This is a genomic window from Pseudomonas sp. QC2, assembly GCF_002859085.1.
GTDB lineage: Bacteria > Pseudomonadota > Gammaproteobacteria > Pseudomonadales > Pseudomonadaceae > Aquipseudomonas > Aquipseudomonas petroselini.
In genome coordinates, this window is the sequence record NZ_PKKS01000018.1 from 51,796 (window position 1) to 77,434 (window position 25,639).

A 25,639-nucleotide genomic window follows, 5' to 3' on the forward strand; every position below is an offset into this window, starting at 1 on the left:
GCGTCAATCCGCATCAGCCGTAACGGGTGCGCGGTAGGTATCCACCGTAAACCCGTAGACCGTGGCCGGTTGAATCCCCACGGCCACCACGCCCGCCACCGGGCCTGCCGACGCAAGCGTCAGCACTTCGCCCGGGAGGATGTAGGTTCGCGGCAACGTTGCAACGCTTGCCTGCGGATGCAGTTGTACTTCCATCCCCAGGCGTACGACGTAAGCGCTGTTGTTGTGGACCCTCAACTGATCCCCTTCACGCTTCCATGTCAGCAACTGCCAGGGCGCGTCATGCCTGGGCAAGCCTTTAGGGTGCAGGATCAAGGGCAGGCTCTGGCGCAGGGTGATACCAATGGTCGCACCGCCGGGTGCACGTGCCTCGGGGATACCTTCAAAGGAAACCCGTTTCAGGCGCTGGGTCTTGAGCGGTTTCTTCGTGGTACTGATGAAGCGAACAAGTTGGGTGTCGCCCGCTTCGACCCGAGTAATCGGGGGCGTTACGATCAACAAGGGTTCCAGGTCTTCGGGTATGTTTTGTATGACCGAATGGAGCAACGCAGGGCCAGGGTCGGTATTTTTAACATTAAGCGTTGCCTCACCCTCTTCTTCATTAAGAATGACAACGGTTGTTTCGGGTTGCATTCCGTCTGCGACTGCCAAACCACACCAAAAGAGGCACAAGCTTATATAGCGCAGCAACGACACAACCATTATTGATAGAACATTCACCGATTTTCCCCACGGCCATAAAATCAAACACCAATAAACGCACACGTTAAAACAGCCGACATTTAACAGAGATAGATAAGTACCTTTGCGTTAATGTCGGCCGTTAATGACGTACTTAGATGTAATCCACTGACAGGCTGGTGCGACCATCCAACGTTACATCGCGGGTCAGGTCCAAATCCTGTGTGCGGTTGATAACGGCTTTCACTTCAAGTGTGCCCGTAAGACTGGTGACGGATGCAGGTACCACACTGGTACCGCTACGCCACGAATACTGGGCGGGTGATTGGGCGACTTTACCGTCACTGTTCTGCCAGGCAGCGCCCGAGCTGCTGCGCATGATAGGGCTCAGGGTCCCGCTGGACGATTGCAGATTTTTGAGGGTGACGGAGTACCCACCGGTACGCTTGCTATTGGCGAGACCCAGACCGTAGTTCTGCGCCTCGGTGAACCCGGTACCGAGGATGCCTGTCACCTTGCTGGCGGATTGCAGGTCACTCAGCGCCACTCGGAACTGCGCTGGGGTTTGGCCGCAACTGATGCTCAAGCCGACCGTTTTCGCTGCAAGAGAAGTGAACTGCGTCGGCGACAAGCTTGCGGCGGGAATTGTCTGGTAATCAACGATGCCGCCACCGGCGAGGCTAAGGTTGCACGCCACCGGTTTGATAGTCCCGCGTACAATCAGTTCAGCAACATTCGTTGCATGAGCCCCGATACTCGCGACCAGGCAAAGAGTCCCCACTGTCACACCAAGCATTTTTTTCATAGTAAACCTGTCATCTGTAATGAATCGGTGCATTCACGAAGGCCGAACATTCCGACCCTAAATAAATAACACCACGGCGTAATTGCCGGATGACAGTCTGTCGTTTTGGCACCTGATTAAAGAATCAGATTAGACGCCAGTCATTGTGGGAACCGTAAAAACAAATAGTGAGCCAAGCCAAAACACCAGGTAGGCGTAAATACAAAACCAATAAGTTATTAATCGCTCCCTTGTAGGCAAAATCATAAACAGCAAAATGACAACAAAAGGTTAATAATTCCTACAAAAGTGAAGCTCTATTCAAGGGTGGTTCAGAAACCTCCCTACATTACCTACAAGAATTCCTCACAGACACCTACATGAAAATTACCGAAGCCGTACGCGTTGGCACCAAAGGTCGATCGTGGCACGATGGCTGGGTTATCGACCGAGACCCCCTAACCATGCCGCAATCCCAAGCCAAGAATCTGTCCCTGATCGCCGCCATCGACCTGGGCTCGAACAGCTTTCACATGGTCGTGGCCAAGGCCCAGAACGGCGAAATCCGCATCCTTGAGCGGCTCGGCGAAAAAGTACAACTGGCTGCCGGAATCGACGATGAGCGCCAACTCAATGAAGAATCCATGCAACGTGGGCTTGATTGTCTCAAGCGCTTTGCCCAACTGATCAACGGCATGCCCCTGGGCGCCGTGCGAATCGTCGGCACCAACGCCCTGCGTGAAGCCCGCAACCGCGGCGAATTCATCCGGCGCGCCGAGGAAATCCTCGGGCATCCCGTAGAAGTCATCTCCGGCCGTGAAGAAGCGCGCCTGATCTACCTCGGCGTGTCCCACACCCTGGCTGACACCCCTGGCAAACGCCTGGTCGCCGACATTGGCGGCGGCAGCACCGAATTCATCATTGGCCAACGCTTCGAGCCGCTGCTGCGCGAAAGCCTGCAGATGGGCTGCGTCAGCTACACCCAACGCTATTTCAAGGATGGCAAGATCACCCCGGCGCGCTATGCCCAGGCCTACACGGCGGCGCGACTGGAGATCATGAGCATCGAGCACGCCCTGCACCGCCTGACCTGGGATGAAGCCATCGGTTCGTCCGGCACCATCCGCGCCATCGGCCTGGCCCTGAAAGCCGGCGGCCATGGCACCGGCGAGGTCAACGCCGAAGGCCTGGCGTGGCTCAAGCGCAAACTGTTCAAGCTGGGGGATGCAGAAAAAATCGACTTCGACGGCATCAAGCCCGACCGTCGTACTATCTTCCCGGCCGGCTTGGCGATTCTCGAAGCGATCTTCGACGCCCTCGAACTTCAGCGCATGGACCACTGCGACGGCGCCCTGCGCGAAGGCGTGCTCTACGACCTGCTGGGGCGTCACCATCACGAAGACGTGCGTGAGCGCACGCTCACCTCGTTGATGGAGCGCTACCACGTCGATCTGGAACAAGCCGCCCGCGTGGAACGCAAAGCGCTGCACGCCTTCGACCAGGTGGCCGAGGATTGGGACTTGGAAGACGGTGTATGGCGCGAGCTGCTGGGCTGGGCCGCCAAGGTGCATGAAGTGGGCCTGGATATCGCCCACTACCATTACCACAAGCACGGCGCCTACCTGATCGAGCATTCGGACCTGGCGGGTTTCTCCCGGGAAGACCAGCAGATGCTCGCCCTGTTGGTGCGCGGCCATCGCCGCAACATCCCCAGGGACAAGTTCGCTGAATTCGGTGACGAAGGCATCAAGCTGATTCGCCTGTGCGTGCTGCTGCGCTTTGCGATCCTGTTCCACCACATTCGTGGCACCCAGGAAATGCCTCAGGTAACCCTGCGCGCCGACGGCGACAGCCTGGACGTGGTGTTCCCGAAAGGCTGGCTGGATGAGAACCAGCTGACCCAGGCAGATTTTGGCCAGGAAGCGGAGTGGCTGACGCGGGTGGGGTTCAGCCTTAATTTGCGCTGATGAACACCGCAAACAACTGTGTGAGCGGGCTTATGTGGTGAGCGGGCTTGCGTGGTGAGCGGGCTTGCCCCGCGCTGGGCTGCGAAGCGGCCCCAATAAAAACGCCGCATTCTGTCAGACAGAATGCGGCGTTTCATTTTAGGGCTGCTTCGCAGCCCAGCGCGGGGCAAGCCCGCTCACCACACAAGCCTGCTCGCTACAACAAGCCTGCTCCCACATGGGGTCGCGTTAGCCTGGATTAATTCACCGACAGGATCGGGCTACCCAACTTCTCCAACAGCGTCGCCTGCGCACTGCGCGGGTTCTGGTTGCCGGTCGGTGTGTTGCGCACGTAGCGGCCGTCCGACTGCAGGCTCCAGCTGTGGGTGTTGTCGGTCAGGTAGCTTTCCAGCTCCTTCTTGACCCGCATGATCAGCTTCTTGCCTTCCACCGGGAAGCAGGTCTCCACACGCTTATCGAGGTTGCGCTCCATCCAGTCGGCGCTGGAGAGGAACATCTGCTCCTCGCCGCCGTTGAGGAAGTAGAACACCCGTGTGTGTTCCAGGAAGCGGCCGATGATCGAGCGCACATGAATGTTGTGCGACACCCCGACAATGCCCGGACGCAGGCAGCACATGCCACGCACCACCAGGTCGATACGCACGCCGGACTGGCTGGCCTTGTACAGCGCGCGGATGATCTTCGGATCGGTCAGCGAGTTGAACTTGGCAATAATGTGCGCCGGTTTGCCCTCCAGGGCGAACTGGGTTTCGCGGGCAATCATGTCGAGCATGCCCTTCTTGAGGGTGAACGGCGCGTGCAGCAGCTTCTTCATGCGCAAGGTCTTGCCCATGCCGATCAGCTGGCTGAACAACTTGCCGACGTCTTCACACAAGGCATCGTCGGACGTCAGCAGGCTGTAGTCGGTGTAGAGCTTGGCGTTGCCGGCGTGATAGTTGCCGGTGCCCAAGTGGGCGTAACGCACGATCTCACCGGCTTCACGGCGCAGGATCAGCATCATCTTGGCGTGAGTCTTGAAGCCCACGACGCCGTAGATCACCACCGCACCCGCCGCCTGCAGACGGCTGGCCAGCTGCAGGTTGGATTCTTCGTCGAACCGCGCACGCAGCTCGATCACCGCGGTGACTTCCTTGCCGTTACGCGCGGCGTCGACCAAGGCGTCGACAATTTCCGAGTTGGCGCCGGAACGGTACAGGGTCTGGCGTACGGCCAAGACGTGCGGGTCCTTGGCAGCCTGGCGCAGCAGGTCGACCACCGGGGTGAAGGACTCGAACGGGTGCAGCAACAGGATGTCCTGCTTGCTCACCACACTGAAAATGTTCTCGCTGTTTTGCAGCAGCTTCGGGATCTGCGGGGTGAACGGCGTGTATTGCAGCTCCGGGTGGCTGTCCAGGCCGGTGATGCTGAACAGGCGCGTCAGGTTCACCGGGCCATTGACCTGGTACAGCTCGGACTCGGACAGGTTGAATTGCTTGAGCAGGTAGTCCGACAGGTGTTTGGGGCAGGTGTCGGCCACTTCCAGGCGCACCGCATCGCCGTAGCGCCGCGAGAACAGCTCACCGCGCAGGGCACGGGCCAAGTCTTCGACGTCTTCGGAGTCCAGCGCCAGGTCGGCGTTACGGGTCAGGCGGAATTGGTAGCAGCCCTTCACCTTCATGCCCTGGAACAGGTCATCGGCGTGCGCATGGATCATCGACGACAGGAATACATAGTTATCGCCAGCGCCCCCCACCTCTTCGGGTACCTTGATGATCCGTGGCAACAGGCGCGGCGCCGGGATGATCGCCAGGCCGGAGTCACGACCGAAGGCGTCGATACCTTCCAACTCCACGATGAAGTTGAGGCTCTTGTTCACCAGCAACGGGAACGGGTGAGTCGGGTCGAGGCCGATCGGGGTGATGATCGGGGAAATCTCGTCACGGAAGTAACGGCGCACCCAGGTCTTGATCTTGGTGGTCCAGTGACGGCGGCGGATGAAGCGGACCTGATGTTTTTCCAGTTCCGGCAACAGGATGTCATTGAGGATCGCGTACTGGCGGTCCACATGGCCGTGTACCAGCTCGCTGATGCGTGCCAGGGCCTGATGCGGCTGCAGGCCATCGGCGCCGGCTTGCTCGCGGGCAAAGGTGATCTGCTTCTTGAGGCCGGCGACGCGGATCTCGAAGAACTCGTCCAGGTTGCTGGAGAAGATCAGCAGGAACTTCAGCCGTTCCAGCAACGGATAGGACTCATCCAGCGCCTGCTCCAGCACGCGGATGTTGAATTGCAGTTGTGACAGCTCGCGGTGGATGTACAGGCTGCTGTCATCCAGGTTGGTCACGGCGACCACCGGGGCCGGTACGGGCGGCTCGGCGACCACGACCGGCGCGGCAGGCTCGTGCTCCGGCGGGGTCTCGCTGACCTGTTCAACCACCGGGTGAGCGTCTTTTACGGCAACTTCTGTGAGTCCTTCGGTATTCATCGAGTGTTCCTGTGAGGGCTATTGTTGCTCTCTAAGCAATTGGGCGGCGCGGGCGGCGAAGTAAGTCAGGATGCCATCAGCCCCGGCGCGTTTAAAGGCTGTCAGGGATTCAAGGATCACCCCTTCACTCAGCCATCCATTCTGTATTGCAGCCATGTGCATCGCGTATTCGCCGCTGACCTGATAGACGAAAGTCGGCACTTTGAATTCTTCTTTGACCCGGTAAAGGATGTCCAGGTAAGGCATCCCCGGCTTGACCATCACCATGTCAGCGCCTTCGGCCAGGTCGGCCGCCACTTCGTGCAGGGCTTCATGGCTGTTGGCCGGGTCCATCTGGTACGAAGCCTTGTTGGCCTTGCCCAGGTTCAGCGCCGAGCCCACCGCATCGCGGAACGGGCCGTAATAGGCGCTGGCGTACTTGGCCGAGTAAGCCATGATCCGCACGTTGACGTGACCGGCCAGCTCCAGGGCTTCGCGGATCGCCTGGATGCGGCCGTCCATCATGTCCGACGGTGCAACCACCTGGGCGCCTGCCGCTGCGTGGGACAACGCCTGCTTTACCAGCGCGTCGACAGTGATGTCGTTCTGAACATAGCCGTCTTCGTCAAGAATGCCATCCTGCCCGTGGGTGGTGAACGGGTCCAACGCCACGTCGGTGATCACCCCAAGCTCCGGGAACCGCTCGCGCAAGGCACGGGTGGCGCGCTGTGCGATCCCGTCCGGGTTCCAGGCTTCGGCAGCATCCAAAGACTTGAGTTCAGGCGGCGTGACCGGGAACAGCGCCAATGCCGGAATCCCCAGCTCGACCCAACCGGCGGCTTCTTCAAGCAGCAGGTCAATGGTCAAGCGCTCCACACCGGGCATCGAAGCCACTGCTTCGCGACGATTTTCACCGTCCAGCACAAACACCGGCAGGATCAGATCGTTGGTCGTCAGCACGTTTTCACGTACCAGGCGACGAGAGAAATCATCTCGACGATTGCGACGCAGACGGGTGGCGGGAAACAGGCGATTGGCAGGGGTAAAGCTCACGACAGACTCCTGAGCCCGGGTTCACGGGCGAGCGTTGCAGTTATAAGCGGCCATTATGACGAAGGTATGACAGTTGTGCTTAACGATGCGACCTGTAGTCGCATTCGTCATTTCCGTAGGAATTGTTCACTTCGTGACACATCTCGATACTTTCATGAATCTTCGTGAAGGCGTAGGCTGCGCGTTCATTTCGCCAGCACCCAGACCATGCTTCAACAATTTCTGCATGACTTCGGCTACTTTGCCCTCTTCCTAGGCACCTTCTTCGAAGGCGAGACCATCTTGGTGCTCGCAGGCTTCCTGGCGTTCCGTGGGTACATGGATATCAACCTGGTGGTCGTGGTTGCCTTTTTCGGCAGCTACGCCGGCGATCAGCTCTGGTATTACATGGGCCGCAAACACGGGCGCAAGCTGTTAGCGCGCAAGCCACGCTGGCAGTTGATGGGCGACAAGGCCCTGGAGCATATCCGCAAACATCCGGATATCTGGGTGCTGAGCTTTCGCTTTGTCTACGGATTGCGCACGGTCATGCCGGTGGCGATCGGCCTTTCCGGCTACCCACCCCTGCGCTACCTGATCCTCAACGGTATTGGAGCCGCGATCTGGGCTGCCGCCCTGGGTGCTGCGGCGTATCACTTCGGTGCCGTACTGGAAGGCATGCTCGGTAGCGTCAAGAAATATGAGCTGTGGGTATTGGGTGCGTTGCTGGTACTGGGCTTCGGCCTGTGGCTGCGCCGCCGCTTCAAGAATGCGCGTATTGCCCGTGAGGCCTGCGCCGAAGCCAAGGCCCGACTGGCCGCCGAACCCGCCCCTGTCGAAGCCCCTAAGACGCCAGTCGAGTAAACCGGCCTCTGCAGCAATAGAGGCCGATCACGCTGAGCAGGCTGTAGCTCAGCAGGCCCAGCCAGCCCAGGTTGCTGGCGGGCCATAGCCCGGTCAACGGCGCCAGCCATACCAGCGGCACATTCAGTGCCAGCCTCAAAAGCTCGGCCTTCCACGCCCACGGGCGGTTCTCCAGGGCCACGCCCAACGTAAACAGCCCCAGCGCCATCGCACTCCAGCCCAGGATCAACGCCGCCGTGGGCAAGCCTTCGCCAACATTCATCAAATAGCTGCCAAAACCTACATACGCCGCAAACTGCAGGGCGATATAGACCTGCTGGCGCACACCCAGCGGGACTTCGAATTTGCGGAACTGGCTCAAGTCATGTTTGGCCAACGGGTACTTGGCCTTCACGTCAGCCGGGCGCCAGCCGGTGCGCATGAACCAGATGCGCAGCTTGTCCCACCGGCTCTCGGTGCGCCGTGCGTCACGCCATAACTGTGCATAAAACTGCAGGTTGGCCCACAGCGGATTCCAGCTGGCCAGCGGCGTGGTCACGCCGAAAATCACCGGCTCGTTGTCGTCTTCCTCTTGGAAGGTGCCGAACAGTCGGTCCCAAATAATGAACACCCCGCCGTAGTTGCGATCCATGTAGAGAGCGTTCTGTGCATGGTGGGCCCGATGATTGGACGGCGTGACAAAAAACCACTCATACCAGCCGAGCTTCGGCACATGCCGGGTGTGCACCCAGAATTGATACAGCAAATTGAGCGATGCCACGCTGATAAACACCACCAATGGCACGCCCAGTACAGCCAGGGGCAGGTAGAAGATCCAGCTGAGCAGGAAGCCGGTGCTGGTCTGGCGCAGTGCGGTGCTGAGGTTGTAGTCCTCGCTCTGGTGATGCACCGAGTGCGCGGCCCACAGGATGTTGCGCTCGTGGCCCATGCGGTGCAGCCAGTAATAGCAAAAGTCGTAGAACACAAACGCGAACACCCAGGTCCAGACACTTTGGGCAGGCAGTTCGATGACAGCGAGATGCTTGAGGGCGAACGCGTAGGTCAACAGCCCCACACCCTTGGTCAACAACCCCGTGGTCGTCGACAACACCCCGGTGCTGAGGCTGTTGATAGCATCCGCCACCCGGTAGTTGCGCTCGCCGCGCCAACGGTCGGCAAGCAGCTCCACGATGATCAAGACGACGAAAAACGGTACCGCGTAAGGCACAAAGTCCATGGTCTGGTCCGGTCTATTTTTGTTACATCAAGATTAGGTGCAGCGGCGCGAGATCCCATTGGCAACAGATGACAAATTAGTAGACATTTAACGCCAAGAACCCAGGAGAAATGCCCATGAGCAAAAAGATTGCAGTGATCCTTTCCGGCTGCGGCGTGTACGACGGCGCAGAGATTCACGAAAGCGTGATCACCTTGCTGCGCCTGGACCAGCGTGGCGCTCAGGTCCAATGTTTTGCCCCGGATATCGCGCAATTGCACGTGATCAACCACCTCACCGGCGAAGAGATGCCCGAGTCGCGCAATGTACTGGTGGAGTCGGCCCGGATCGCACGGGGTAACGTGAAGAACCTTCGCGACGCCAACGCCGAAGACTTCGATGCGCTGATCGTGCCCGGCGGGTTCGGCGCGGCGAAAAACCTCTCGAACTTTGCCGTTGAAGGCGCCGGCTGCAGCGTCAACCCGCAAGTGCTGGAACTGGCCGAGGCGTTTGCCGAAGCACGCAAGCCTGTGGGGCTGATCTGCATTTCACCGGCCCTGGCGGCCAAAATCTACGGCCCAGGCGTGACCTGCACCATCGGCAACTGTGCCGACACCGCTGCCGCGCTGGACAAGATGGGCGCCACACACCTGGAATGTGCGGTGGAAGATATCGTCGAAGACACGGCACGCAAGCTGGTGAGCACGCCGGCCTATATGCTCGGCAAGAACATCAGCGAGGTCGCATCGGGGATCAACAAGCTGGTTGACCGGGTGCTGGAACTGACCCACGAGAACGACTGATAGCCCCCTACTGTGGTGAGCGGGCTTGTTCTGGTGACCGGGCCTGTTTTGTGAGCAGGCCTGTTGTTGTGAGTAGGCTTGTGGGTGGGTGGGCTTGTGTGGTGAGCGAGCTTGTTGTGGTGAGCGGGCTTGTTGTGGTGAGCGGGCTTGCCCCGCGCTGGGTGGCGAAGCCGCCCTAAACCCGGCAGTCATGTTCTAACGGACTCACCGCGTCGGCTGAATTGGGGCTGCTGCGCAGCCCAGCGCGGGGCAAGCCCGCTCACCACACAAGCCCGCACCACACAAGCCCGCTCACCACAACAAGCCTGACCACCACAACAAGCACCCTCACCACAACAAGCCTGCTCGGCACACCTACCCCGCCAAAGGGTCAGGCCTGGCGCATTAACCGCGTCAGGATCCGGTCCAACGCATTGGCAAACGCCTGCTTCTCCTTCTCCCCGTGCGGCGGTGGCCCTCCGCCCATCTGGCCTTGCTCACGCAGATCAGTGAACAGGTTGCGCACCGCCAAGCGTTCGCTCATGTTCGCCGGGCTGAACTCCTTGCCGCGTGGGTCGAGGGCCGTGACGCCGTTTTTCACCAAGCGGTCGGCCAGGGGCACATCGCTGCAGATCACCAACTCGCCGGGCACCGCGTGTTCCACCAGGTAGTCATCCGCCGCATCCGGGCCACTGGGCACCACGATCAACTTCACGCAAGAAAAGCTCGGCTTAATCTGGCTCTGACCGGCCACCAGTACCACTTCGAACTGGCGCTTGAGGGCAAACTTCACCACTTGGTCCTTGGCCGCCCGAGGACAGGCGTCGGCATCGATCCACACCCGCATACTTAAGCCATCACCCGGCGCTTCTCGGCCAAACGGCTGCGGCCATACAGCACCACAATCGCCAGGATCGCCACGGCCTGCGCACTCAGCGAGTACGCATCGGCGTGGATGCCCAGCCAGTCGAAGTCAAAGAAGGCGACCGGCCGCGTGCCAAAAATGCCGGCCTCCTGCAACGCCTTCACGCCATGCCCGGCAAACACCACCGACAGTGCACACAACAATGCCGCGTTGATCCCGAAGAACAACGCCAGCGGCAGCTTCGCCGAACCGCGCAGGATCACCCACGCCAGGCCCACCAGCAACACCAGCGCCGTGGCGCCACCGGCCAACACCGCGTTGTGCCCGGCCGGGCCAGCTTGCAGCCACAGGGTTTCGTAGAACAGGATCACTTCGAACAACTCGCGGTACACCGAGAAGAACGCCAGCATCGCAAAGCCGAACCGCCCGCCGCCGCCCACCAGGCTGCTCTTGATGTAGTCCTGCCAAGCGGCGGCGTGGCGGCGATCGTGCATCCACACGCCGAGCCACAGCACCATCACACTGGCGAACAGGGCTGTGCAGCCTTCAAGCAATTCGCGCTGGGCGCCGCTCACGTCAATCACATACGCCGCCAACGCCCAGGTCGCCAGACCCGCCAACAGCGCCAGGCCCCAACCGACGTTGACGCTGCGCACCGCCGACTGCTGGCCGGTGTTGCGCAGGAACGCGAGGATCGCGGCCAGCACCAGGATCGCTTCCAGGCCTTCGCGCAACAGGATCAGCAAGCCGGAGATGTAGCTCAACGACCAACTCAGGCCATCACTGCCTAGCAAGCCGGCAGACTCGGTGAGCTTGCCCTTGGCCACGTCCAGGCGTTGTTGCACCTGCTCGACCGGCAAACCGTCCTGCAACGACTGCCGGTAGGCCATCAGCGCCTTCTCGGTGTCCTTGCGCACGTTGGCGTCAACGTTATCCAGCGAGCTTTCTACCAGCTCGAAACCTTCCAGATACGCGGCCACCGACAGGTCGTAAGCCTGTTCGTGGTCACCCTTTTGGAACGCCGCCAGGCTCTTGTCCAGCGTGCTGGCGGTGTAGTCCAGCAACTGCGCCGGGCCACGCTTGACCTGCGGCGGTTGCGCACGCTGGGCGCGGAACGTCGCGGCAGCCGCGGGACCGCTGGCGGCCAGCACTTCATTGGGGGTCTGGCGGGCCAGGTCGGCGAGGTTGAACGGTTGCTCGCTTTTCGCAGCGGCCGGGTCGGCGGTGAAGCCGGCGATGTAGGTGGCCAGGTCCCAGCGCTGGCGGTCGTCCAGTTGGTCGGCGAAGGACGGCATGTCAGTGCCTTCGACGCCCAGGCCAAGGGTGTTGTAGATCGCGTAAAGGCTCAGGCGGTCCAGGCGTACGGCGTCCCGCAGGTTGGCGGGTGGCGGCGTCATGCCTACGCTGGCCGGGCCGTCACCGGCGCCAGCAGTGCCGTGGCATACCGAACAATGCTGGGCGTAGAGCGGCGCACCGCGCGTGGGATCAGGGGTGATCGCCGGGGCCTGGCTGACTTCATAGGCCACGGCCAACTGGGCGCCCAATTGACGGGCTTGGCGAGCGACTGTCGCGCCGTCTTGATGGGCAGTTACAGCCGCTAACAGTTCGTCGACGCCCTTGACCAACGCCGCGCGCTCCGGGCGTTGTGGCAGTTCTGCCACCAGGCCCTGCAACACGCCGAGAAACTCCAGTTGTTCGCGGTATTCGGATTCATCGATAACCTTGCCCGCCTCCACCGTCGGAGGATAGTCAGCGCCAATGTAGTCCAGCAAATGCAGGGCTTGTGGGGCGCCCTCGGCAGTCGCGGCCATCAGGTTGAAGCTGCACGACATCAACGCCGGCAACATCAGCCAGGCGAGAAAACGGAAGGGGGCAGTCATGAACGAATCTCAAAGGGAAATACGAAGTAACACATTGTTGAGCCTTAATGGGTTTGACTCAAGGCGTAAGTGATTGGGTGTTGGTGGGGGCGGGGCATTTTTAGAAGCGGACTAGTGGCGTTTGGCGACTTCGTCGGGGCAAAAAGCCATTGTTTTGCCAGTAATGGTGCTTATAATGCCGCGCCCTGTTAGTGCGAAAGGGAATTTCATTCCTCGTTTTTATGAGGAATGACCACATCGGTTGATACTTTCAGGGAAGAAGTCTGCATGGCATTTCGCGCCTTACCCTCGCTCGCGCTCGCGGCGGTGACCTTGTTGTCCGGCTGCTCGATGTTCCGCAGCTACGATACCGAGCTGCAAGCCACCAATCAGCAATTGGCCACCGGCAATGTCGACGCCGCCCTGACCCTGCTGGAAAAGAACAACACCGGCGACGACAAGGACCTGCTCTATTTCTTCGAAAAGGGCGAGCTGCTGCGTGCCAAGGGTGACTTGACCGGCAGCCAGACCGCCTGGCGCAGCGCCGACCTGCAAGTCTACAAGTGGGAAGAGTCGGTCAAGTTCGACAGCGCCAGGTACCTCGCCCAATTTGGCAGCTTCCTGGCCAATGACAAGGTGCGGCGCTACGAAGGCTATGACTACGAAAAGGTCATGCTGACCACGCAGATGGCCCTGAACCTGTTGGCCCTGAACGACTTCGACGGCGCACGCACCGAAATCAAGAAAACCCATGAACGTGAAGCCGTGATCGCCGACCTGCGGGACAAGGAATACCTCAAGCGCGAGGACGAAGCCCAGCGCGAAGGCGTGACCACCCAGATGAAAGACCTGCGCGGCTACCCGGTGGAAACCCTGGACGCGCCGGAAGTGGTCGGCCTGAAAAACAGCTACCAGAGTGCGTTCAGCCATTACCTGGCTGGCTTTGTCTACGAAGCCCTCGGCGAAAAAGACCTGGCGGCACCCGGCTATCGCAAGGCCGTTGAACTGCGCCCCAACACGCCATTATTGGAAAAGGCCCTGCTGGACCTGGACAAATCCAAGGTCGGCGCCGATGAAACCGACGTGCTGATCGTGGTACAGAGCGGCCTGGCACCAGCCCGCGACTCTATTCGCCTGCCGCTGCCGATCCCGATCAATGGCAACCTGGTGATCACCCCGCTGTCGTTCCCGGTGATCAAGGCTGATACGTCCACCGCAACCTTCGCGCAGATTGGCGTCGACGGCCAGCAACAGAACCTCACTGCACTCAACAGCACCACGGCCATGTCCCGCCGCGCCCTGCGCGATGACATGCCGGGGATCATCCTGCGCACCACCGTGCGTGCGGTCACCCGTGGCGTGGCGCAAAACAACCTGAACAAGACCAACCCCATGGCGGGCCTGGTGCTGGGTATCGCCTCGGCCGTCACCGAAGGCGCCGACACCCGCACGTGGCGTACCCTGCCGGACCTGACCCAGGTGACCCGCCTGCGCCTCAAGCATGGCGAGCATCAGGTCAGTCTGCCCAACGCCCTGGGCGGCACGCGGGTGACGGTCAAGGCCGATCAGCGTTATCAGGTCATCACCCTGCGCGTGGTCGGCAACCAGGTATTCGCCGGCGGCCTGGCCGCCCACGTGGAGCCGAACACCGCCAACCAGGCCATCGCCCTCAAACAACCTTAAGGAGCACGTTATGCGTCATTTCATCCTCGGCGCCCTGGCGCTGGTCCTGCTGGCCGGCTGTGCCACCCCGCCGCCGCCGGAGCCTGGCAGCGCCGCGAGCAAAATCGTGGTGATGGGCAAGTTCAAGGGCATCGCGGTCGGTGCCATTCGCGTGGCCCGCGAGAACGGCTTCCTCACTGCCAAGGTGCAGTTGAGCAACATCACCAGCAGCAACCAGATGATGTATTACCGCTTTGCCTGGCTGGGTGCCGACGGCTTCCCGGTGGGCGATGAAGAAACCTGGAAAGTGCTGAACCTGTACGCCAACCAGGCGACCTTCCTGCCTGCGATTGCCAATGTGCCGCAGGCGGCGGACTTCCGTCTTGAAGTGAAAACCCCTTGAGCCGTCCATCCTTTTTGCTGCTGAGAGATTTCCCAATGTTTGCACGCTTCTCGATCCTTGCCGTCGTCGCCGTCCTGGCCAGCGGCTGCGCCAACACCTCCCCGGTACTGGGCGGTAAAAACATCAGCTACGGCGATACCAAGGCAGTGGAACTGGTGACCAATGAGTTCGGTTCCACCGACCTGCAGATGATCGCCGAAAGCATGACCCGCTCCCTGGCTCAGTCCGGCATCCTGCAAGGCCGTCCGGTGGTGCAGGTATACGACGTGAAGAACAAGACCAGTGAGTACATCGACACCCGTGAAATCACCACGTCGATCAAGACCCAACTGATGAAGACCGGCACCGCACGCTTTGCCAGCGACAACACCGACATGCAGAGCCAGGTCGACCAGCTCAAGCTGCAGAACCAGAGCGGCCTGTACAAGAAGTCCACCGTCAGCAAGACCGGCAATATGGTCGCTGCCAAGTACCGCCTGGAAGGCTCCATCAGCTCCATCGTCAAGCGCAGCTCGGACTACAAGGACGTGTTCTACAAATTCAGCCTGCAGCTGATCGACGTCGAGAGCGGCCTGGCCGAATGGATGGACGAAAAAGAAATCCGCAAAACCACGGAGCGCTAAGTAATGCGTGCATGGATCGGCATGATCGGCCTGCTGTGTGCCTTCGGCGCCTCGGCCGCCCCGAAGATCGCGGTGACCGACCTGGCCTACGAGGCGCGGGTCGAGGAATACATCCACCAGGTTTCGGCGAGCAACAACTTCCAGGCCAGCGCTTACCACGCCAGTGGGGCGTCGAACTACAGCGAGTACGAAAGCCGTACCAGCTACATCGAACAGACCGAGCTGCGTAAATTCAGCGGTGATATCAAGGGCGAGATCCTCAAGTCCCGGCAGTTCCAACTGGTGCAGGGCACGCCCTACACCGCCGATGCCAAGGGTGACGTCTACGACGTGATCAAACGCATCAAGGCCGGTAATTTCAAGGGCGCCGACTATGTGCTGTTCGGCACACTGTCAGACATCGACTTCACCCAGGACATCAACGCCCTGGACCACACCAACAGCTACTCGGCGGTGCTGGGCCTGACGCTGGTGGCGGATTTCAGCCTGATCAATACGCGCACCTACGAGATCACCTCGGCGTTTACCGCCATGGGTGAAGGCCAGGACACCAAGCTGGTGAACAGCCGTGACATACGCGTGAGCCTGAACCGGCCGCGCGTGGTGAAGGAAGTGTCGAAAGCCTTGGGTGAAGATGTGGCCCGGCAGTTGGCGGAACAGTTGGGTGGTGGGTATCAAGACCCCGGCCAGCCACCGCTACGCAACAACCTGCCAAGGGATGAAGCACCGAAGATTTTGCGCTGAAACCTGGTACTCACAGGCAACGCAAAATCAATGTGGGAGCGGGCTTGCTCGCGAATGCGGTTTATCGGTCACCAGACGTATTGACTGATCCACCGCATTCGCGAGCAAGCCCGCTCCCACATTTTTGATTCGGTGTCTTCAGTTGGCGTGCGGTTTACGCCGTTGCGCGATGCAAGCTGGCCAGGAAACCCGCAGCGCCCACAAACAACCCGGCAAACGTGCGGTTCATACGCTTCTGCTGCTTAGGCGTACGCAACAAGCGCAACACCTTCGACGCCAGCCCCGTATAGCCTGCCATCACGACCATGTCGACGCAGATCATCGTCGCGCCCAGGATCAGGTACTGGATCAGCAGCGGCGCCTGCGGATTCACGAACTGCGGCAGCACCGCCAGCATGAACACCAAAGCCTTCGGGTTGCTGGCGTTCACCAGGAACCCACGAAACATCATCGCCATCGGCTTGCCGATCGGGCGCACGGCCGCGTCATCGGTCATGTCCATGGGCAAGGCGCGCCACTGCTTGATGGCCAGGTACACCAAGTACGCCACGCCAAACCATTTGATCACATAGAAGGCCGTGGACGACGTCGCCAGAATGGCACCCAGGCCGCAAGCAACGACGGCAATCTGCATCGCCAGGCCCAGTTGCAGGCCAATGGCGTTCCAGTAACCACGCAGGAAACCGTATTGCAGGCCGCTGGACATCGAGGCGATGGCGCCGGCGCCAGGGGAAAGGGAGATGATCCAACTGGCCAGGAAAAAGGCCAGCCACGTATCGAGTGCCATTACACACCTCAGGAGGGAGTTTGCTGTTGTGCCTTAAGCTAACTCCGCCGACCAAAGAATGGCTATAGATTTTTACAGGATGACTGCTAGCGGTCGCCCGGAAACACATGGGTACCTGGCCAACGTCGCACCGAGCGCTGGAAGAACAAGCTGTTGGGCACTTGCACCATCGCGCTGTCGGTTCCGGCTTCCGCTACTTCGACCAGCGTGGTGTAGAGCAGGTTGATCGCCACGACGCGGCCTTTCACACCCGGTTTGTCGACGGTGTCCACCAACTCGACGATGTCACCCAGGCGAAACGGCCCGACGGTGAAGATCAGAATGGCGCACAGCAGGTTGGAGAGCACCGACCACATGGCGAAGAACGCCACCGCCGCCACCGCGACAAACCCCGACAGCGCCGTCCACAACACCGTTGCAGACACACCCAGGCGACCCAGCACAAAGATCAGCGCACTGCCCATGATCAGCCAGCGCAAGCCACCGCGCAGCGGCATCAACAATTGCGGTGGGAACGGGTAACGCTCACCGAGGCGCGTCAGGCCTTTGGCAACAAAACGCTGGGCGAGGTAGCCGGCCAGCAGAATCAGCAGGATTTGCACGCCGATCCACACGGGTTCGATCCATTGCGCCGGCAGTGGCAGTTGCAACGCTTCCATCAGGACAGCGCCTCCAGCTCCGCTTGCAGGGTTTCCAGCACTTCGAGGGCTTCCATCCAAGTCTCCTCCAATTGCCCTTCGCGGACCTTGAGCTTGGCCTGTTCAGCCAGCAGGTCGCGCAACTCGTCCTTACGGGCAGCTTCATAGACGGCGCTGTCGCCCAGGCTGGTTTCGATTTTGGCCAGGCGCTCGTGCACCTTGCCCAACTCGGCCTCCAGCTTGTCGGCTTCACGCTTGTGCGGCGCCAATTGTTGGCGCAACGCAGCGGCAGCCTGACGCTGGGCTTTCTTGTCAGTCTTGTCGGGGTTGACCGGGGTATTGCTGACCGGCGCATTGCGCAGGCGGTAATCCGTCAGCCAGCGTGCGTAGTCATCCAGGTCGCCGTCGAATTCTTCGACCTTACCGTCCGCCACCAGCAGGAAGTTATCCGTGGTGCTCTTGAGCAAGTGGCGATCGTGAGACACCACCAGTACCGCACCACTGAACTCTTGCAGGGCCATGGTCAGCGCCAGGCGCATTTCCAGGTCCAGGTGGTTGGTCGGTTCGTCGAGCAGCAGCAGGTTCGGGCGGTCCCAGGCGATCAACGCCAGGGCCAGGCGGGCTTTTTCGCCGCCGGAGAAATTCAGCACCGGCTCATCGATGCGCGCGCCACGGAAGTCGAAACCACCGAGGAAGTCGCGCAGGGTTTGCTCGCGCTCGGTCGGCGCCAGGCGCTGCAAGTGCAGCAACGGGCTGGCCTTGGCGTCGAGGGAGTCCAACTGGTGCTGGGCGAAGTAGCCCACCACCGTGTTCTCGCCACGGGTCAAGCGCCCGGCCAGGGGCGAAAGCTCGCCCGACAGGTTCTTGATCAGCGTCGACTTGCCCGCACCGTTAGGGCCGAGCAAACCGATGCGCGCACCTGGCGTGAGCTGCAGCTTCACTTTTTCCAGGATGGTTTTGTCGCCGTACCCCAAGCGGGCATCTGACAAGTCCAGCAGAGGGCTGGAGATCTTCGCCGACTCGCGGAACACAAAGTCGAACGGCGAATCGACGTGGGCCGCCGACAGCTCTTCCATGCGTTCCAGGGCCTTGATCCGGCTCTGGGCCTGGCGGGCCTTGGTGGCCTGGGCCTTGAAGCGGGCGATATAGCTTTCCATGTGCGCACGCTGCGCCTGCTGCTTTTCAAAGGCCTGCTGCTGCTGGGCCAGACGTTCGGCGCGGGCGCGTTCGAATGCGGTGTAGCCGCCCCGGTAGAGCGTGATTTTCTTCTGTTCGACGTGGGCGATGTTGTCGACCACGGCGTCGAGGAAGTCCCGGTCGTGGGAAATCAGCAGCAAGGTGCCCTGATAGTTCTTGAGGAAGTCTTCCAGCCACAGGATCGCATCGAGGTCCAAGTGGTTGGTCGGTTCGTCGAGCAGTAACAGGTCCGAGGGGCACATCAGCGCCTGCGCCAGGTTCAGGCGCATGCGCCAGCCGCCGGAGAAGTCGGCGACCGGGCGGTCCATCTGTTCGTTGGTAAAGCCAAGACCGGCGAGCATCTTGCGGGCGCGGGCGTCGGCGGTGTAGCCGTCGGCGCTGTCGAGTTCCGAGTGCAGGCGGGCCTGAGCGGCACCATCCTGGGCTTTCTCGGCCTCGGCCAGGTCGTGTTGCACCTGGCGCAGGCGCAGGTCACCATCGAGCACGTAGTCGATCGCGATGCGGTCCAGGGTGTCGATCTCCTGGCGCATATGGGCGATACGCCAGTCGGCCGGCAGCAAGCAGTCCCCGGAGTCCGGGGTCAGCTCACCCAGCAACAGGGCGAACAACGTGGATTTGCCGGCACCGTTGGCACCGATCAGGCCGGCTTTGTGACCGGCGTGCAGGGTCAGCTCGGCGTCTTCGAGAAGACGTTGCGGGCCACGCTGTAATGTTAGGCTTTGAAGTCGGATCATAATGGCGGCGGAGTCTACCAGCTTCGTTGGCCGCTGGCTTGGGTGTGAATATGTACGCTGACCTGTGGAGCTTTGCCCTCTCGACTTACGCCCGCCCGGACGTCGAAGTCGCTTGCCTGCGCTTGCAGGAGCAAGGGGGGGATGTGTGCCTGTTGCTGTGTGGCGCATGGCTGGAGCAGCGCGCTGTGACAGTGACCGCCGAGCGCATGCAGGCGCTGAAACAAATCGCCAGGCCCTGGCAGGCACAGGTGATCGAGCCGCTACGACGCGTACGCATGCAATGGCGCGCCATGGCGCAGCAGGATGAGGATTTAGCGGCGTTACGCGAGCGGGTCAAGGCTCTGGAGCTGGACGCCGAACGGCAGCTGTTGATGCGACTGGAAGCGTTGGCACAAACGTGGCCGACTGGCGAAGCGATGAATCAGCAACTGTGGCTGGAAGGACTGGCGGCTGAGGATGCCGCCAACCTTGACCACGACGCGCTGCAGCGGCTGCGCGTCGTGGCCACCAGCGCTTAGGAAGCGCTGGTTGGGGTGGTGCTTGGCGCTACCGGTGCAGACGTGTTGCTGGCCGGTGCAGTTGGAGCGGTGGACGCTGTCGGGGCGGCAGCAGGTGTTGCTGGCTTGGCCGGTGCGGGTTTTGCGGCAGCGGGTTTGGTAACGGCTGGCTTGGCGGCTGGCTTTGCAGCAGCAGGTTTGGCAGCTGGCTTAGCGGCTGGTTTTGCAGCAGCCGGTTTAGCCACTGGCTTGGCAGCTGGTTTCGCAGCAGCGGTTTTAGCGGCTGGCTTGGCGGCTGGTTTTGCAGCAGCCGTTTTAGCAACTGGCCTGGCGGCTGGTTTTGCAACAGCCGTTTTAGCAGCTGGCTTGGCAGCTGGTTTCGCAGCAGCGGTTTTAGCGGCTGGCTTGGCAGCTGGTTTCGCAGCGGCGGTTTTAGCGGCTGGCTTGGCAGCTGGTTTCGCAGCGGCGGTTTTAGCGGCTGGCTTGGCAGCTGGTTTCGCAGCGGCGGTTTTAGCGGCTGGCTTGGCAGCTGGTTTTGCAGCAGCGGTTTTAGCAACTGGCTTGGCGGCTGGTTTTGCAGCAGCGGTTTTAGCAGCTGGCTTGGCGGCTGGTTTTGCAGCAGCCGTTTTAGCAGCTGGCTTGGCGGCTGGTTTTGCAGCAGCGGGTTTTGCTGCGGCTTTAGCAGGTGCCTTAGCAGCAACAGCTTTGCTCGCCGGCTTTTTCGCCGCGCTTGCTGCAACAGCTTTTGCAGGGGTACGAGCGCCCAGCACCTTAGCCACAGCTTCCTTCACACGACCAACGCCCTGGGCCAGTTTCAGGCTTTCCTGAGCATCTTTTTTGAGTTGGGAAATGTAGGCGCGGGTTTCAGCTTGGCGATCCTTGAGGGCGTCCAGCAGGTCCTCAAGTTCTTTGACTGCGTCCTTGGCTTTGGCTTGGGCCTTGGCCTTGCCGGCAGTAGCGGCGTCTTGCAATTTGGTGCGGGATTTGTGCAGCTTTTCTTGCGCTTTACCGCGCTGTTTTTCCAGCTTGGCGAGCAGTTTTTCTGCATCGGCCAACGCTTGGGAACAGGCGCTTTCCAGATGTTCGAGCAAGCTGCCCGAAAGTTGTTGGAGTAAATGCAACGGGGTATTAACAGGCTTCTGTTTGGCCGACATGGTTTACCTCCTGGCTGACGTGGGTGCGGCTCATACTAGCCCTCTGCTCTTACCGCCGCTAGGGCATGTTGACAGTATCGTTTGCCTTGCGTTGCACCGTACGAAAATTCTTATCGTTGTAACGAAAGTACGCGGCACTTTTTACCGGCTCACACTGGCATAATCCGTCGCACTTTCGGCGGGAGACCACCCATGTCGCGTTACCTTTTTCTTGTGCTTGGCCTGGCGATTTCGGTGGCCAATGCGAGCGAGCAATCACCATCCAAAACCACTGAACAAAATCAGCATGACCTCGCCTACAGCCTGGGCGCAAGCCTCGGTGAACGCCTGCGCCAGGAGGTCCCTGACCTGCAGATCCAGGCGTTGATCGACGGCCTAAAGCAAGCCTATCAAGGCAAGCCGCTGGCGCTGGATAACGCGCGCATCGAACAGATTCTGGCCCAGCACGAAGCACAGAATGAAGCAGATACGCAGGCACCTCAAAGCGAAAAAGCCCTGGCTGCCGAACAACAATTCCTGAGCAAAGAGAAAGCCGCAAAAGGCGTGCGCGAATTGGCGAATGGAATCCTGCTCACCGAACTCACTCCCGGCACTGGCGACAAGCCAACGGCCAGCGATCAAGTTCAAGTGAAATACGTGGGGCGGTTACCCGATGGAACGGTGTTCGACCAGAGCACCCAACCTCAGTGGTTTCGTCTTGATAGTGTGATCAGCGGCTGGAGCACTGCGTTGCAGCAGATGCCAGTGGGGGCAAAATGGCGCCTGGTGATCCCATCAGCCCAGGCGTATGGCGCCGACGGTGCAGGTGAATTGATCCCGCCTTATACCCCCCTGGTGTTCGAGATCGAATTGCTCGGTACCCGACACTGAGCCAATAAAAAACGGTGCGCCATGCGCACCGTTTTTTATATAGCTATCGAGGGTCAGGCCTGAGTGGCAGGCTCTTCCTTATGGGCGTTGTGCAGCACTTCGATCAGGCAGTCTTCCAATTCGAAACGCTCGTGAAGCAGTGCGCCCAATTCTTTGAATTTCTCTGCAACACATTGCCCGGCATCACACAGGTCGGTGAACGCCAGCAGCTTCTCGGTAATGGCATCGATGCGCGGGTAAAGGGTCTCAGCCAATTCCAGGCCACGCTGATCGTCGAAGGCTTCCGCCTCCTTGGTCAGCTGTTCGTAGACGCCGAAATGGCCGGCTGACACGTAGTCCACCAACACACCGCAGAAATCCTGCAACGGTTCACGGTTCTGCGCCAGTGCCTCGGGCTTGGCACCGAGAGCATCAAAGGCCCGAACCAGTTCGTGACGTGCCTTCAGCCAGCTGTCGATCAGCTTGTGCACCCCACCCCAGCGTTCCTGAGCATTCTGACAACTTTCCAGCATGATGATCTCTCTTCCCTATAGGGGCGCTGCCGCCTGGTGCCCGCGCAACACTTCAAGGATAAAGCGGCAGCCGGACAAGGCCACATCTGACAAACGGTTTCAATAACACGTGCGGGCCAGATTATGCCCGCATGACTATGGCTTCAAGGTACGCAGGAGAGAAAGTTCATACAAGTGTTTAATCCCGTCCTACAAACTGCGACTGCCTTTCAGCGCCCCAACGGGCGCAAATGCTGGCTCAAAAACAGCCGTGAAAACTGCATAAAGCCCAAGATCAACATCCCCAGGAAGAACAACAGACTCCACTCCGGCAGGCTCAAGTCAAACAGCGTCCAATTGATGTCCATGCAGTCAACGCTGCCTTTGACGGTCAATTGCAGCGCCTGCCAAAACGACAGGTTTTCGATCATGTAGTGCAGGCTGGGCCAGCAGTCAGCCGTCTGGTCCGGCGCGGCATTTTGTAGCAGTACCTGGCGCACGGCGGTAATGGCACCGAGCAGCGCGAAGCTCATGCTCGCCAGCCCGTACCGGCAGATAACGCTACGCTTGGGGTTATGGAGGGTGGCGGCCAGATTGTTCAATGTGAAAGCCGCCAGGAACCCCCGCTGCATCTGGCATAGGAAGCAAGGACGCAACGAAGCGCCGAACTCGAGGTAAAAGGACGCGCCCAATGTCAGCGTACCCGCCAGGAACGCAAAGAAAAACAAGGAGCGTGAAGGGGCCAAAGACATGCTTTATCCGCATCGCGAAAGATAGGTCGCTACGGTAGAGGAAAGGCCTTACCCCTTTCAATACGTACTAGAGCAGACGATTCCGCGAGCGGTTAAGGACTTGCCGCCAGAAGATGAAAGACGTTGCGCAATCGAGCGTCGGACCTTGCCCACAAACCCTCTAAACCCGTCTTTTGCAGTGTTTTCGAAGCAACGAAAGGTGGCCCGCTGGATATAGCTGAGCCAACCCTCGTCGCTTTCCTACGTCAGACCCGCGCCGGAACAGGCAGCGGTGACGCCAGCAATCGGTTATCCAGCAGCCCCAGCCCCTCTTGGAACAGCTGGTTACTGCGCTCGGTGTCACCCAGTTGAGCCAACAAGCGCGCCAACTCGGCACAGGCCTCAGGATTGCGCTGCACTTGGAGGCTGCTTTCCAGATAATCCCGCGCCTTGCCCCATAGACTGTTTTGCAGGCACAGGCGACCCAGCGTCAGCAGCAGGCTGGCATCACCGGGGTGGTCCTTGAGCCAACCTTCGGCAAACTTCAACTGCCGGGCCGGATCACTGCCGCGCAACAGGCCGTACAGTCGGATCAGGTGGCTGTCGTAACCGCGCTTGATCGCGCCACGCAACGCTTCTTCGGCCTGGGTGTCAGCACCCAACTGGCGCAGTTGCTCGGCGTAGGCCAAGACCAGTTGCGGTTCTTGGCGCTGAGCGGACGTCAGTTGTTGCCAGGCCCGCTCAAGCGACTGCAAGCCTGCTTCGCCCTGTTCTTCGCGCTGGGCTGCGAGACTCAGGTTCTCCCCCCAAGCGCGACGCTCAAGCTCGGCCAGCTCGCTGGCGGGCAGCACCTTGTCCTTGCGCAGTTCGGGCAGCAAGCGGATCACCGACGACCAATCACCGCGCTGCTGATGCAGGCGCTGCAATTGACGCAGAACCTGGGCGTTATGAGGATGGCGCTCGTGCATCGCCTGCAAGGTGATCAGTGCGCCGTCCGTATCGCCGCGGTCCAGTTGCAATTGCGCATGGCTCAAGGCAACCGCCAGCTCGGCCTGAGGCTGACGTTCCAACGCTCTCTCCAGCAAGCCGTCGGACTCTTCGTAGCGCCCCTGTTCATTTGCGGCACGCGCCGCGCCGAGGTAGTACAGCAGCGGCTGGCGCTCGGCCTCGGCGGCACGGTGCAGGTGGCGCTCGGCACTGGCCCAACGGCCTTCGGCAAGGTCCATCTGGCCTTGCTCGATGGCGACCTGTACACGACGGCTGCGGTTACGCCGCGACCACGGGTTGACCACGCCGCCGGAGGTGGTAATCAGGCTCAACAGCACCCGGATCAGGTAGATCGCCAAACCGACGGCAAATACCGCCACCAGCGTCGCCCACAGGCTCGACTCGTAATGCAGCACATGCGGGTAGGTAATCAGCACGTAGCCGGTGTGTTTCGAAATGCCTACAGCCAGTGCCAGCGCGATTGCAATCGCCAGCACGAGGATCACATAGAAACGCTTCATCGGCTCTACTCCTGCTTCGCCGACGTCGCCGCTGCCTTGGCTTCGTCGGCAGACAGATGACGACGCTCAAGGTAAGCCTGCACGGCAGCCAGGCTCGCGGCCAGGTCCGGCGTCACCACCGATACCGCCTTCGGCTCAAGTTCGGCGATACGCGCCAGCATCGCCTTGCTCTGCGGGTTGTCCTGGTTGAAGTTGTCCTGCAACACACTGCGCGCCTCGCCCAGCGAGCGGCTGTAGACGGCCGACTCGCCATTGAGCGCCGCCCATTGGGCTTGCTCCAGGGCCAGGCTCAGGGCCAGGCGCACTTGGTTCAGGCCTTGGCCGGCCAGCAGTGGGCGAATGTTATCGTCGGGGTTGAAGTCGATACGGAAGTAACGGGAAATCTGCTCCCACCATTGGCTCCAACGGCTTTGCGTATCGGTAGTCGGTCGCCCCTCGGAAGCAGGATCGGTCAGTTGATACTCGGGGGCAATGGCCGCCAGTTGCACGACTTGGTCACGCAAGGCCGCCAATTGCAGGTACAGCCCGGTGCGGTCCGGCTGCTCGGTGCTGCGCAGCGCGGCAAGGCTCTTGGCCAATTGCTCACGGGCGGCATAGGAACCCGGATCGCTTTGCTCGCGAAGAATCTCGTCGGCCCCCTGGACCAGCGCCTGGGCACTGTTGATGTCCTGCAGGGCAGACAGGCGCAGACTCGCCAGACGAATCAAGTGCTCGGCCTCGGCCAAGCGCCAGTCTTTGCGGCTGGACCCGAGCACCGTCTCCAGGCGCTGGCTCAGACGCTGCTGATCACCCTGCAACTGGGCGACCAGGCGACGGCGCTCTTCCAGCTCATCCGCACCCGGCAACTGCGCCAGCCGCGCAGCCAGTTGCTGCTGGCTTTGCTTGAGGGACTGGGATTGGTCATCGAGGGTCTGCACCTGGCCCAACTGCTGCTGGCTGCTGGCCTGCAGGGCGCGGACCTGCCAGATCCCCCAACCACCGGCGGCAACACCCGCGGCGCCGAGCAACAGGGCGACGATTGCCAGGCCATTACCACGGCGCGGCGCGGTGACCGGTGACGCAACCGGCGCATCAAGTGCGGGTTGGGTTTCATCTTTAGGCAAGGCTGTTTCGCTCACGTATCCGTCCTTT

Annotated in this window: 24 protein-coding genes; 9 read left to right on the forward strand and 15 right to left on the reverse strand. The window is 60.6% G+C overall.

Annotated features, from left to right (window positions below; all coding sequences use genetic code 11):
• Nucleotides 1-3 precede the first annotated feature (3 nt).
• Both QCBJ_RS16180 and QCBJ_RS16185 read right to left on the reverse strand, forming a co-directional pair.
• Complete coding sequence (locus QCBJ_RS16180; protein WP_080943257.1) at nucleotides 4-702, reverse strand: fimbria/pilus chaperone family protein; 699 nt, start codon at nucleotides 700-702, stop codon at nucleotides 4-6.
• 133 nt (nucleotides 703-835) lie between these two features.
• On the reverse strand, nucleotides 836-1,486 hold the full coding sequence (locus QCBJ_RS16185) for a DUF1120 domain-containing protein (protein WP_043206046.1): 651 nt from the start codon (nucleotides 1,484-1,486) through the stop codon (nucleotides 836-838).
• A gap of 443 nt (nucleotides 1,487-1,929) precedes the next feature.
• On the opposite strand from QCBJ_RS16185, the gene ppx reads away from it, so the two are divergent.
• Nucleotides 1,930-3,432: an exopolyphosphatase gene (gene ppx, locus QCBJ_RS16190; RefSeq protein ID WP_015886469.1), complete on the forward strand. Its 1,503-nt coding sequence runs from the start codon at nucleotides 1,930-1,932 to the stop codon at nucleotides 3,430-3,432.
• A gap of 238 nt (nucleotides 3,433-3,670) precedes the next feature.
• Here the strand turns inward: ppx and ppk1 are convergent, their stop codons facing one another.
• Together ppk1 and hemB are read right to left on the reverse strand one after the other, a co-directional pair.
• Nucleotides 3,671-5,893 (reverse strand): polyphosphate kinase 1, encoded by a 2,223-nt coding sequence (ppk1, locus tag QCBJ_RS16200; protein ID WP_015886470.1) that lies wholly within the window; start codon nucleotides 5,891-5,893, stop codon nucleotides 3,671-3,673.
• An 18-nt stretch (nucleotides 5,894-5,911) separates the two neighbouring features.
• On the reverse strand, nucleotides 5,912-6,925 hold the full coding sequence (gene hemB / locus QCBJ_RS16205; protein WP_093542616.1) for a porphobilinogen synthase: 1,014 nt from the start codon (nucleotides 6,923-6,925) through the stop codon (nucleotides 5,912-5,914).
• Between the two features lie 207 nt (nucleotides 6,926-7,132).
• Between hemB and QCBJ_RS16210 the strand changes: the two genes are divergently transcribed.
• Nucleotides 7,133-7,768, forward strand: a complete 636-nt coding sequence (locus QCBJ_RS16210; protein WP_015886472.1) for a DedA family protein — start codon at nucleotides 7,133-7,135, stop codon at nucleotides 7,766-7,768.
• Here the strand turns inward: QCBJ_RS16210 and QCBJ_RS16215 are convergent.
• Nucleotides 7,749-8,984: a sterol desaturase family protein gene (locus QCBJ_RS16215; RefSeq protein WP_015886473.1), complete on the reverse strand. Its 1,236-nt coding sequence runs from the start codon at nucleotides 8,982-8,984 to the stop codon at nucleotides 7,749-7,751. The two genes, QCBJ_RS16210 and QCBJ_RS16215, sit on opposite strands and share 20 nt — an antisense overlap.
• Nucleotides 8,985-9,100: 116 nt before the next feature.
• On the opposite strand from QCBJ_RS16215, the gene elbB reads away from it, so the two are divergent.
• The gene (elbB, locus tag QCBJ_RS16220) at nucleotides 9,101-9,766 is read left to right on the forward strand and encodes an isoprenoid biosynthesis glyoxalase ElbB (protein ID WP_102061192.1); all 666 of its coding nucleotides are present in this window, start codon (nucleotides 9,101-9,103) and stop codon (nucleotides 9,764-9,766) included.
• Nucleotides 9,767-10,136: 370 nt separating this feature from the next.
• On the opposite strand, the gene QCBJ_RS16225 is transcribed toward elbB, so the two are convergent.
• On the reverse strand, nucleotides 10,137-10,592 hold the full coding sequence (locus QCBJ_RS16225; protein ID WP_015886475.1) for a YaiI/YqxD family protein: 456 nt from the start codon (nucleotides 10,590-10,592) through the stop codon (nucleotides 10,137-10,139).
• A gap of 2 nt (nucleotides 10,593-10,594) precedes the next feature.
• Entirely contained in the window at nucleotides 10,595-12,490 is a 1,896-nt protein-coding gene (locus QCBJ_RS16230; protein WP_102061193.1) for an FTR1 family protein, read from the reverse strand.
• 267 nt (nucleotides 12,491-12,757) lie between these two features.
• Here QCBJ_RS16230 and QCBJ_RS16235 point away from each other — a divergent pair, with 267 nt between their 5' ends.
• The 4 genes from QCBJ_RS16235 to QCBJ_RS16250 are packed head-to-tail and all read left to right on the forward strand — an operon-like array spanning nucleotide 12,758 to nucleotide 15,901.
• Nucleotides 12,758-14,152 carry a COG3014 family protein gene (locus QCBJ_RS16235; RefSeq protein ID WP_015886477.1) on the forward strand — a complete coding sequence of 465 codons (1,395 nt, stop codon included), beginning with the start codon at nucleotides 12,758-12,760 and terminating at the stop codon, nucleotides 14,150-14,152.
• Nucleotides 14,153-14,162: 10 nt separating this feature from the next.
• Entirely contained in the window at nucleotides 14,163-14,534 is a 372-nt protein-coding gene (locus QCBJ_RS16240; protein WP_015886478.1) for a YcfL family protein, read from the forward strand.
• Between the two features lie 35 nt (nucleotides 14,535-14,569).
• Nucleotides 14,570-15,157, forward strand: coding sequence for a penicillin-binding protein activator LpoB (gene lpoB / locus QCBJ_RS16245; RefSeq protein WP_015886479.1), 588 nt, complete (start codon nucleotides 14,570-14,572; stop codon nucleotides 15,155-15,157).
• A gap of 3 nt (nucleotides 15,158-15,160) precedes the next feature.
• Nucleotides 15,161-15,901 carry a hypothetical protein gene (locus tag QCBJ_RS16250; RefSeq protein WP_046034882.1) on the forward strand — a complete coding sequence of 247 codons (741 nt, stop codon included), beginning with the start codon at nucleotides 15,161-15,163 and terminating at the stop codon, nucleotides 15,899-15,901.
• Nucleotides 15,902-16,055: 154 nt separating this feature from the next.
• Here the strand turns inward: QCBJ_RS16250 and QCBJ_RS16255 are convergent, their stop codons facing one another.
• From QCBJ_RS16255 to QCBJ_RS16265, 3 genes are all read right to left on the reverse strand, one after another.
• A complete protein-coding gene (locus QCBJ_RS16255; protein WP_015886481.1) occupies nucleotides 16,056-16,688 on the reverse strand; it encodes a LysE family transporter in 633 nt (210 codons plus the stop codon).
• An 86-nt stretch (nucleotides 16,689-16,774) separates the two neighbouring features.
• A complete protein-coding gene (locus QCBJ_RS16260) occupies nucleotides 16,775-17,347 on the reverse strand; it encodes a mechanosensitive ion channel family protein (protein WP_015886482.1) in 573 nt (190 codons plus the stop codon).
• Entirely contained in the window at nucleotides 17,347-19,257 is a 1,911-nt protein-coding gene (locus tag QCBJ_RS16265; protein WP_015886483.1) for an ATP-binding cassette domain-containing protein, read from the reverse strand. Before QCBJ_RS16265 ends, QCBJ_RS16260 begins: the two co-directional genes overlap by 1 nt.
• Before the next feature lie 50 nt (nucleotides 19,258-19,307).
• Here QCBJ_RS16265 and QCBJ_RS16270 point away from each other — a divergent pair, with 50 nt between their 5' ends.
• Nucleotides 19,308-19,775, forward strand: a complete 468-nt coding sequence (locus QCBJ_RS16270) for a TIGR02444 family protein (protein ID WP_102061194.1) — start codon at nucleotides 19,308-19,310, stop codon at nucleotides 19,773-19,775.
• On the opposite strand, the gene QCBJ_RS16275 is transcribed toward QCBJ_RS16270, so the two are convergent.
• Nucleotides 19,772-20,908 (reverse strand): AlgP family protein, encoded by a 1,137-nt coding sequence (locus tag QCBJ_RS16275; protein WP_102061195.1) that lies wholly within the window; start codon nucleotides 20,906-20,908, stop codon nucleotides 19,772-19,774. The two genes, QCBJ_RS16270 and QCBJ_RS16275, sit on opposite strands and share 4 nt — an antisense overlap.
• Nucleotides 20,909-21,100: 192 nt before the next feature.
• Between QCBJ_RS16275 and QCBJ_RS16280 the strand changes: the two genes are divergently transcribed.
• Nucleotides 21,101-21,778 carry an FKBP-type peptidyl-prolyl cis-trans isomerase gene (locus tag QCBJ_RS16280; RefSeq protein ID WP_015886486.1) on the forward strand — a complete coding sequence of 226 codons (678 nt, stop codon included), beginning with the start codon at nucleotides 21,101-21,103 and terminating at the stop codon, nucleotides 21,776-21,778.
• Between the two features lie 53 nt (nucleotides 21,779-21,831).
• Here QCBJ_RS16280 and QCBJ_RS16285 read toward each other — a convergent pair whose 3' ends face one another.
• From QCBJ_RS16285 to QCBJ_RS30425, 4 genes are all read right to left on the reverse strand, one after another.
• Nucleotides 21,832-22,290: an Rsd/AlgQ family anti-sigma factor gene (locus QCBJ_RS16285; protein WP_028618432.1), complete on the reverse strand. Its 459-nt coding sequence runs from the start codon at nucleotides 22,288-22,290 to the stop codon at nucleotides 21,832-21,834.
• A 209-nt stretch (nucleotides 22,291-22,499) separates the two neighbouring features.
• The gene (locus QCBJ_RS16290) at nucleotides 22,500-23,021 is read right to left on the reverse strand and encodes a disulfide bond formation protein B (RefSeq protein ID WP_015886488.1); all 522 of its coding nucleotides are present in this window, start codon (nucleotides 23,019-23,021) and stop codon (nucleotides 22,500-22,502) included.
• Between the two features lie 245 nt (nucleotides 23,022-23,266).
• Nucleotides 23,267-24,508, reverse strand: a complete 1,242-nt coding sequence (locus tag QCBJ_RS16295; RefSeq protein WP_064053273.1) for a heme biosynthesis protein HemY — start codon at nucleotides 24,506-24,508, stop codon at nucleotides 23,267-23,269.
• Between the two features lie 5 nt (nucleotides 24,509-24,513).
• Nucleotides 24,514-25,626 carry a uroporphyrinogen-III C-methyltransferase gene (locus QCBJ_RS30425; protein WP_015886490.1) on the reverse strand — a complete coding sequence of 371 codons (1,113 nt, stop codon included), beginning with the start codon at nucleotides 25,624-25,626 and terminating at the stop codon, nucleotides 24,514-24,516.
• Nucleotides 25,627-25,639: the final 13 nt, after the last annotated feature.

Coding starts and splice junctions, on each gene's coding strand:
- QCBJ_RS16180 (WP_080943257.1), bottom strand. CDS start 702: ATGGTTGTGTCGTTGCTGCGCTATATAAGCTTGTGCCTCTTTTGGTGT.
- QCBJ_RS16185 (WP_043206046.1), bottom strand. CDS start 1,486: ATGAAAAAAATGCTTGGTGTGACAGTGGGGACTCTTTGCCTGGTCGCG.
- ppx (WP_015886469.1), top strand. CDS start 1,930: ATGCCGCAATCCCAAGCCAAGAATCTGTCCCTGATCGCCGCCATCGAC.
- ppk1 (WP_015886470.1), bottom strand. CDS start 5,893: ATGAATACCGAAGGACTCACAGAAGTTGCCGTAAAAGACGCTCACCCG.
- QCBJ_RS16210 (WP_015886472.1), top strand. CDS start 7,133: ATGCTTCAACAATTTCTGCATGACTTCGGCTACTTTGCCCTCTTCCTA.
- QCBJ_RS16215 (WP_015886473.1), bottom strand. CDS start 8,984: ATGGACTTTGTGCCTTACGCGGTACCGTTTTTCGTCGTCTTGATCATC.
- elbB (WP_102061192.1), top strand. CDS start 9,101: ATGAGCAAAAAGATTGCAGTGATCCTTTCCGGCTGCGGCGTGTACGAC.
- QCBJ_RS16225 (WP_015886475.1), bottom strand. CDS start 10,592: ATGCGGGTGTGGATCGATGCCGACGCCTGTCCTCGGGCGGCCAAGGAC.
- QCBJ_RS16230 (WP_102061193.1), bottom strand. CDS start 12,490: ATGACTGCCCCCTTCCGTTTTCTCGCCTGGCTGATGTTGCCGGCGTTG.
- QCBJ_RS16235 (WP_015886477.1), top strand. CDS start 12,758: ATGGCATTTCGCGCCTTACCCTCGCTCGCGCTCGCGGCGGTGACCTTG.
- QCBJ_RS16240 (WP_015886478.1), top strand. CDS start 14,163: ATGCGTCATTTCATCCTCGGCGCCCTGGCGCTGGTCCTGCTGGCCGGC.
- lpoB (WP_015886479.1), top strand. CDS start 14,570: ATGTTTGCACGCTTCTCGATCCTTGCCGTCGTCGCCGTCCTGGCCAGC.
- QCBJ_RS16250 (WP_046034882.1), top strand. CDS start 15,161: ATGCGTGCATGGATCGGCATGATCGGCCTGCTGTGTGCCTTCGGCGCC.
- QCBJ_RS16255 (WP_015886481.1), bottom strand. CDS start 16,688: ATGGCACTCGATACGTGGCTGGCCTTTTTCCTGGCCAGTTGGATCATC.
- QCBJ_RS16260 (WP_015886482.1), bottom strand. CDS start 17,347: ATGGAAGCGTTGCAACTGCCACTGCCGGCGCAATGGATCGAACCCGTG.
- QCBJ_RS16265 (WP_015886483.1), bottom strand. CDS start 19,257: ATGATCCGACTTCAAAGCCTAACATTACAGCGTGGCCCGCAACGTCTT.
- QCBJ_RS16270 (WP_102061194.1), top strand. CDS start 19,308: ATGTACGCTGACCTGTGGAGCTTTGCCCTCTCGACTTACGCCCGCCCG.
- QCBJ_RS16275 (WP_102061195.1), bottom strand. CDS start 20,908: ATGTCGGCCAAACAGAAGCCTGTTAATACCCCGTTGCATTTACTCCAA.
- QCBJ_RS16280 (WP_015886486.1), top strand. CDS start 21,101: ATGTCGCGTTACCTTTTTCTTGTGCTTGGCCTGGCGATTTCGGTGGCC.
- QCBJ_RS16285 (WP_028618432.1), bottom strand. CDS start 22,290: ATGCTGGAAAGTTGTCAGAATGCTCAGGAACGCTGGGGTGGGGTGCAC.
- QCBJ_RS16290 (WP_015886488.1), bottom strand. CDS start 23,021: ATGTCTTTGGCCCCTTCACGCTCCTTGTTTTTCTTTGCGTTCCTGGCG.
- QCBJ_RS16295 (WP_064053273.1), bottom strand. CDS start 24,508: ATGAAGCGTTTCTATGTGATCCTCGTGCTGGCGATTGCAATCGCGCTG.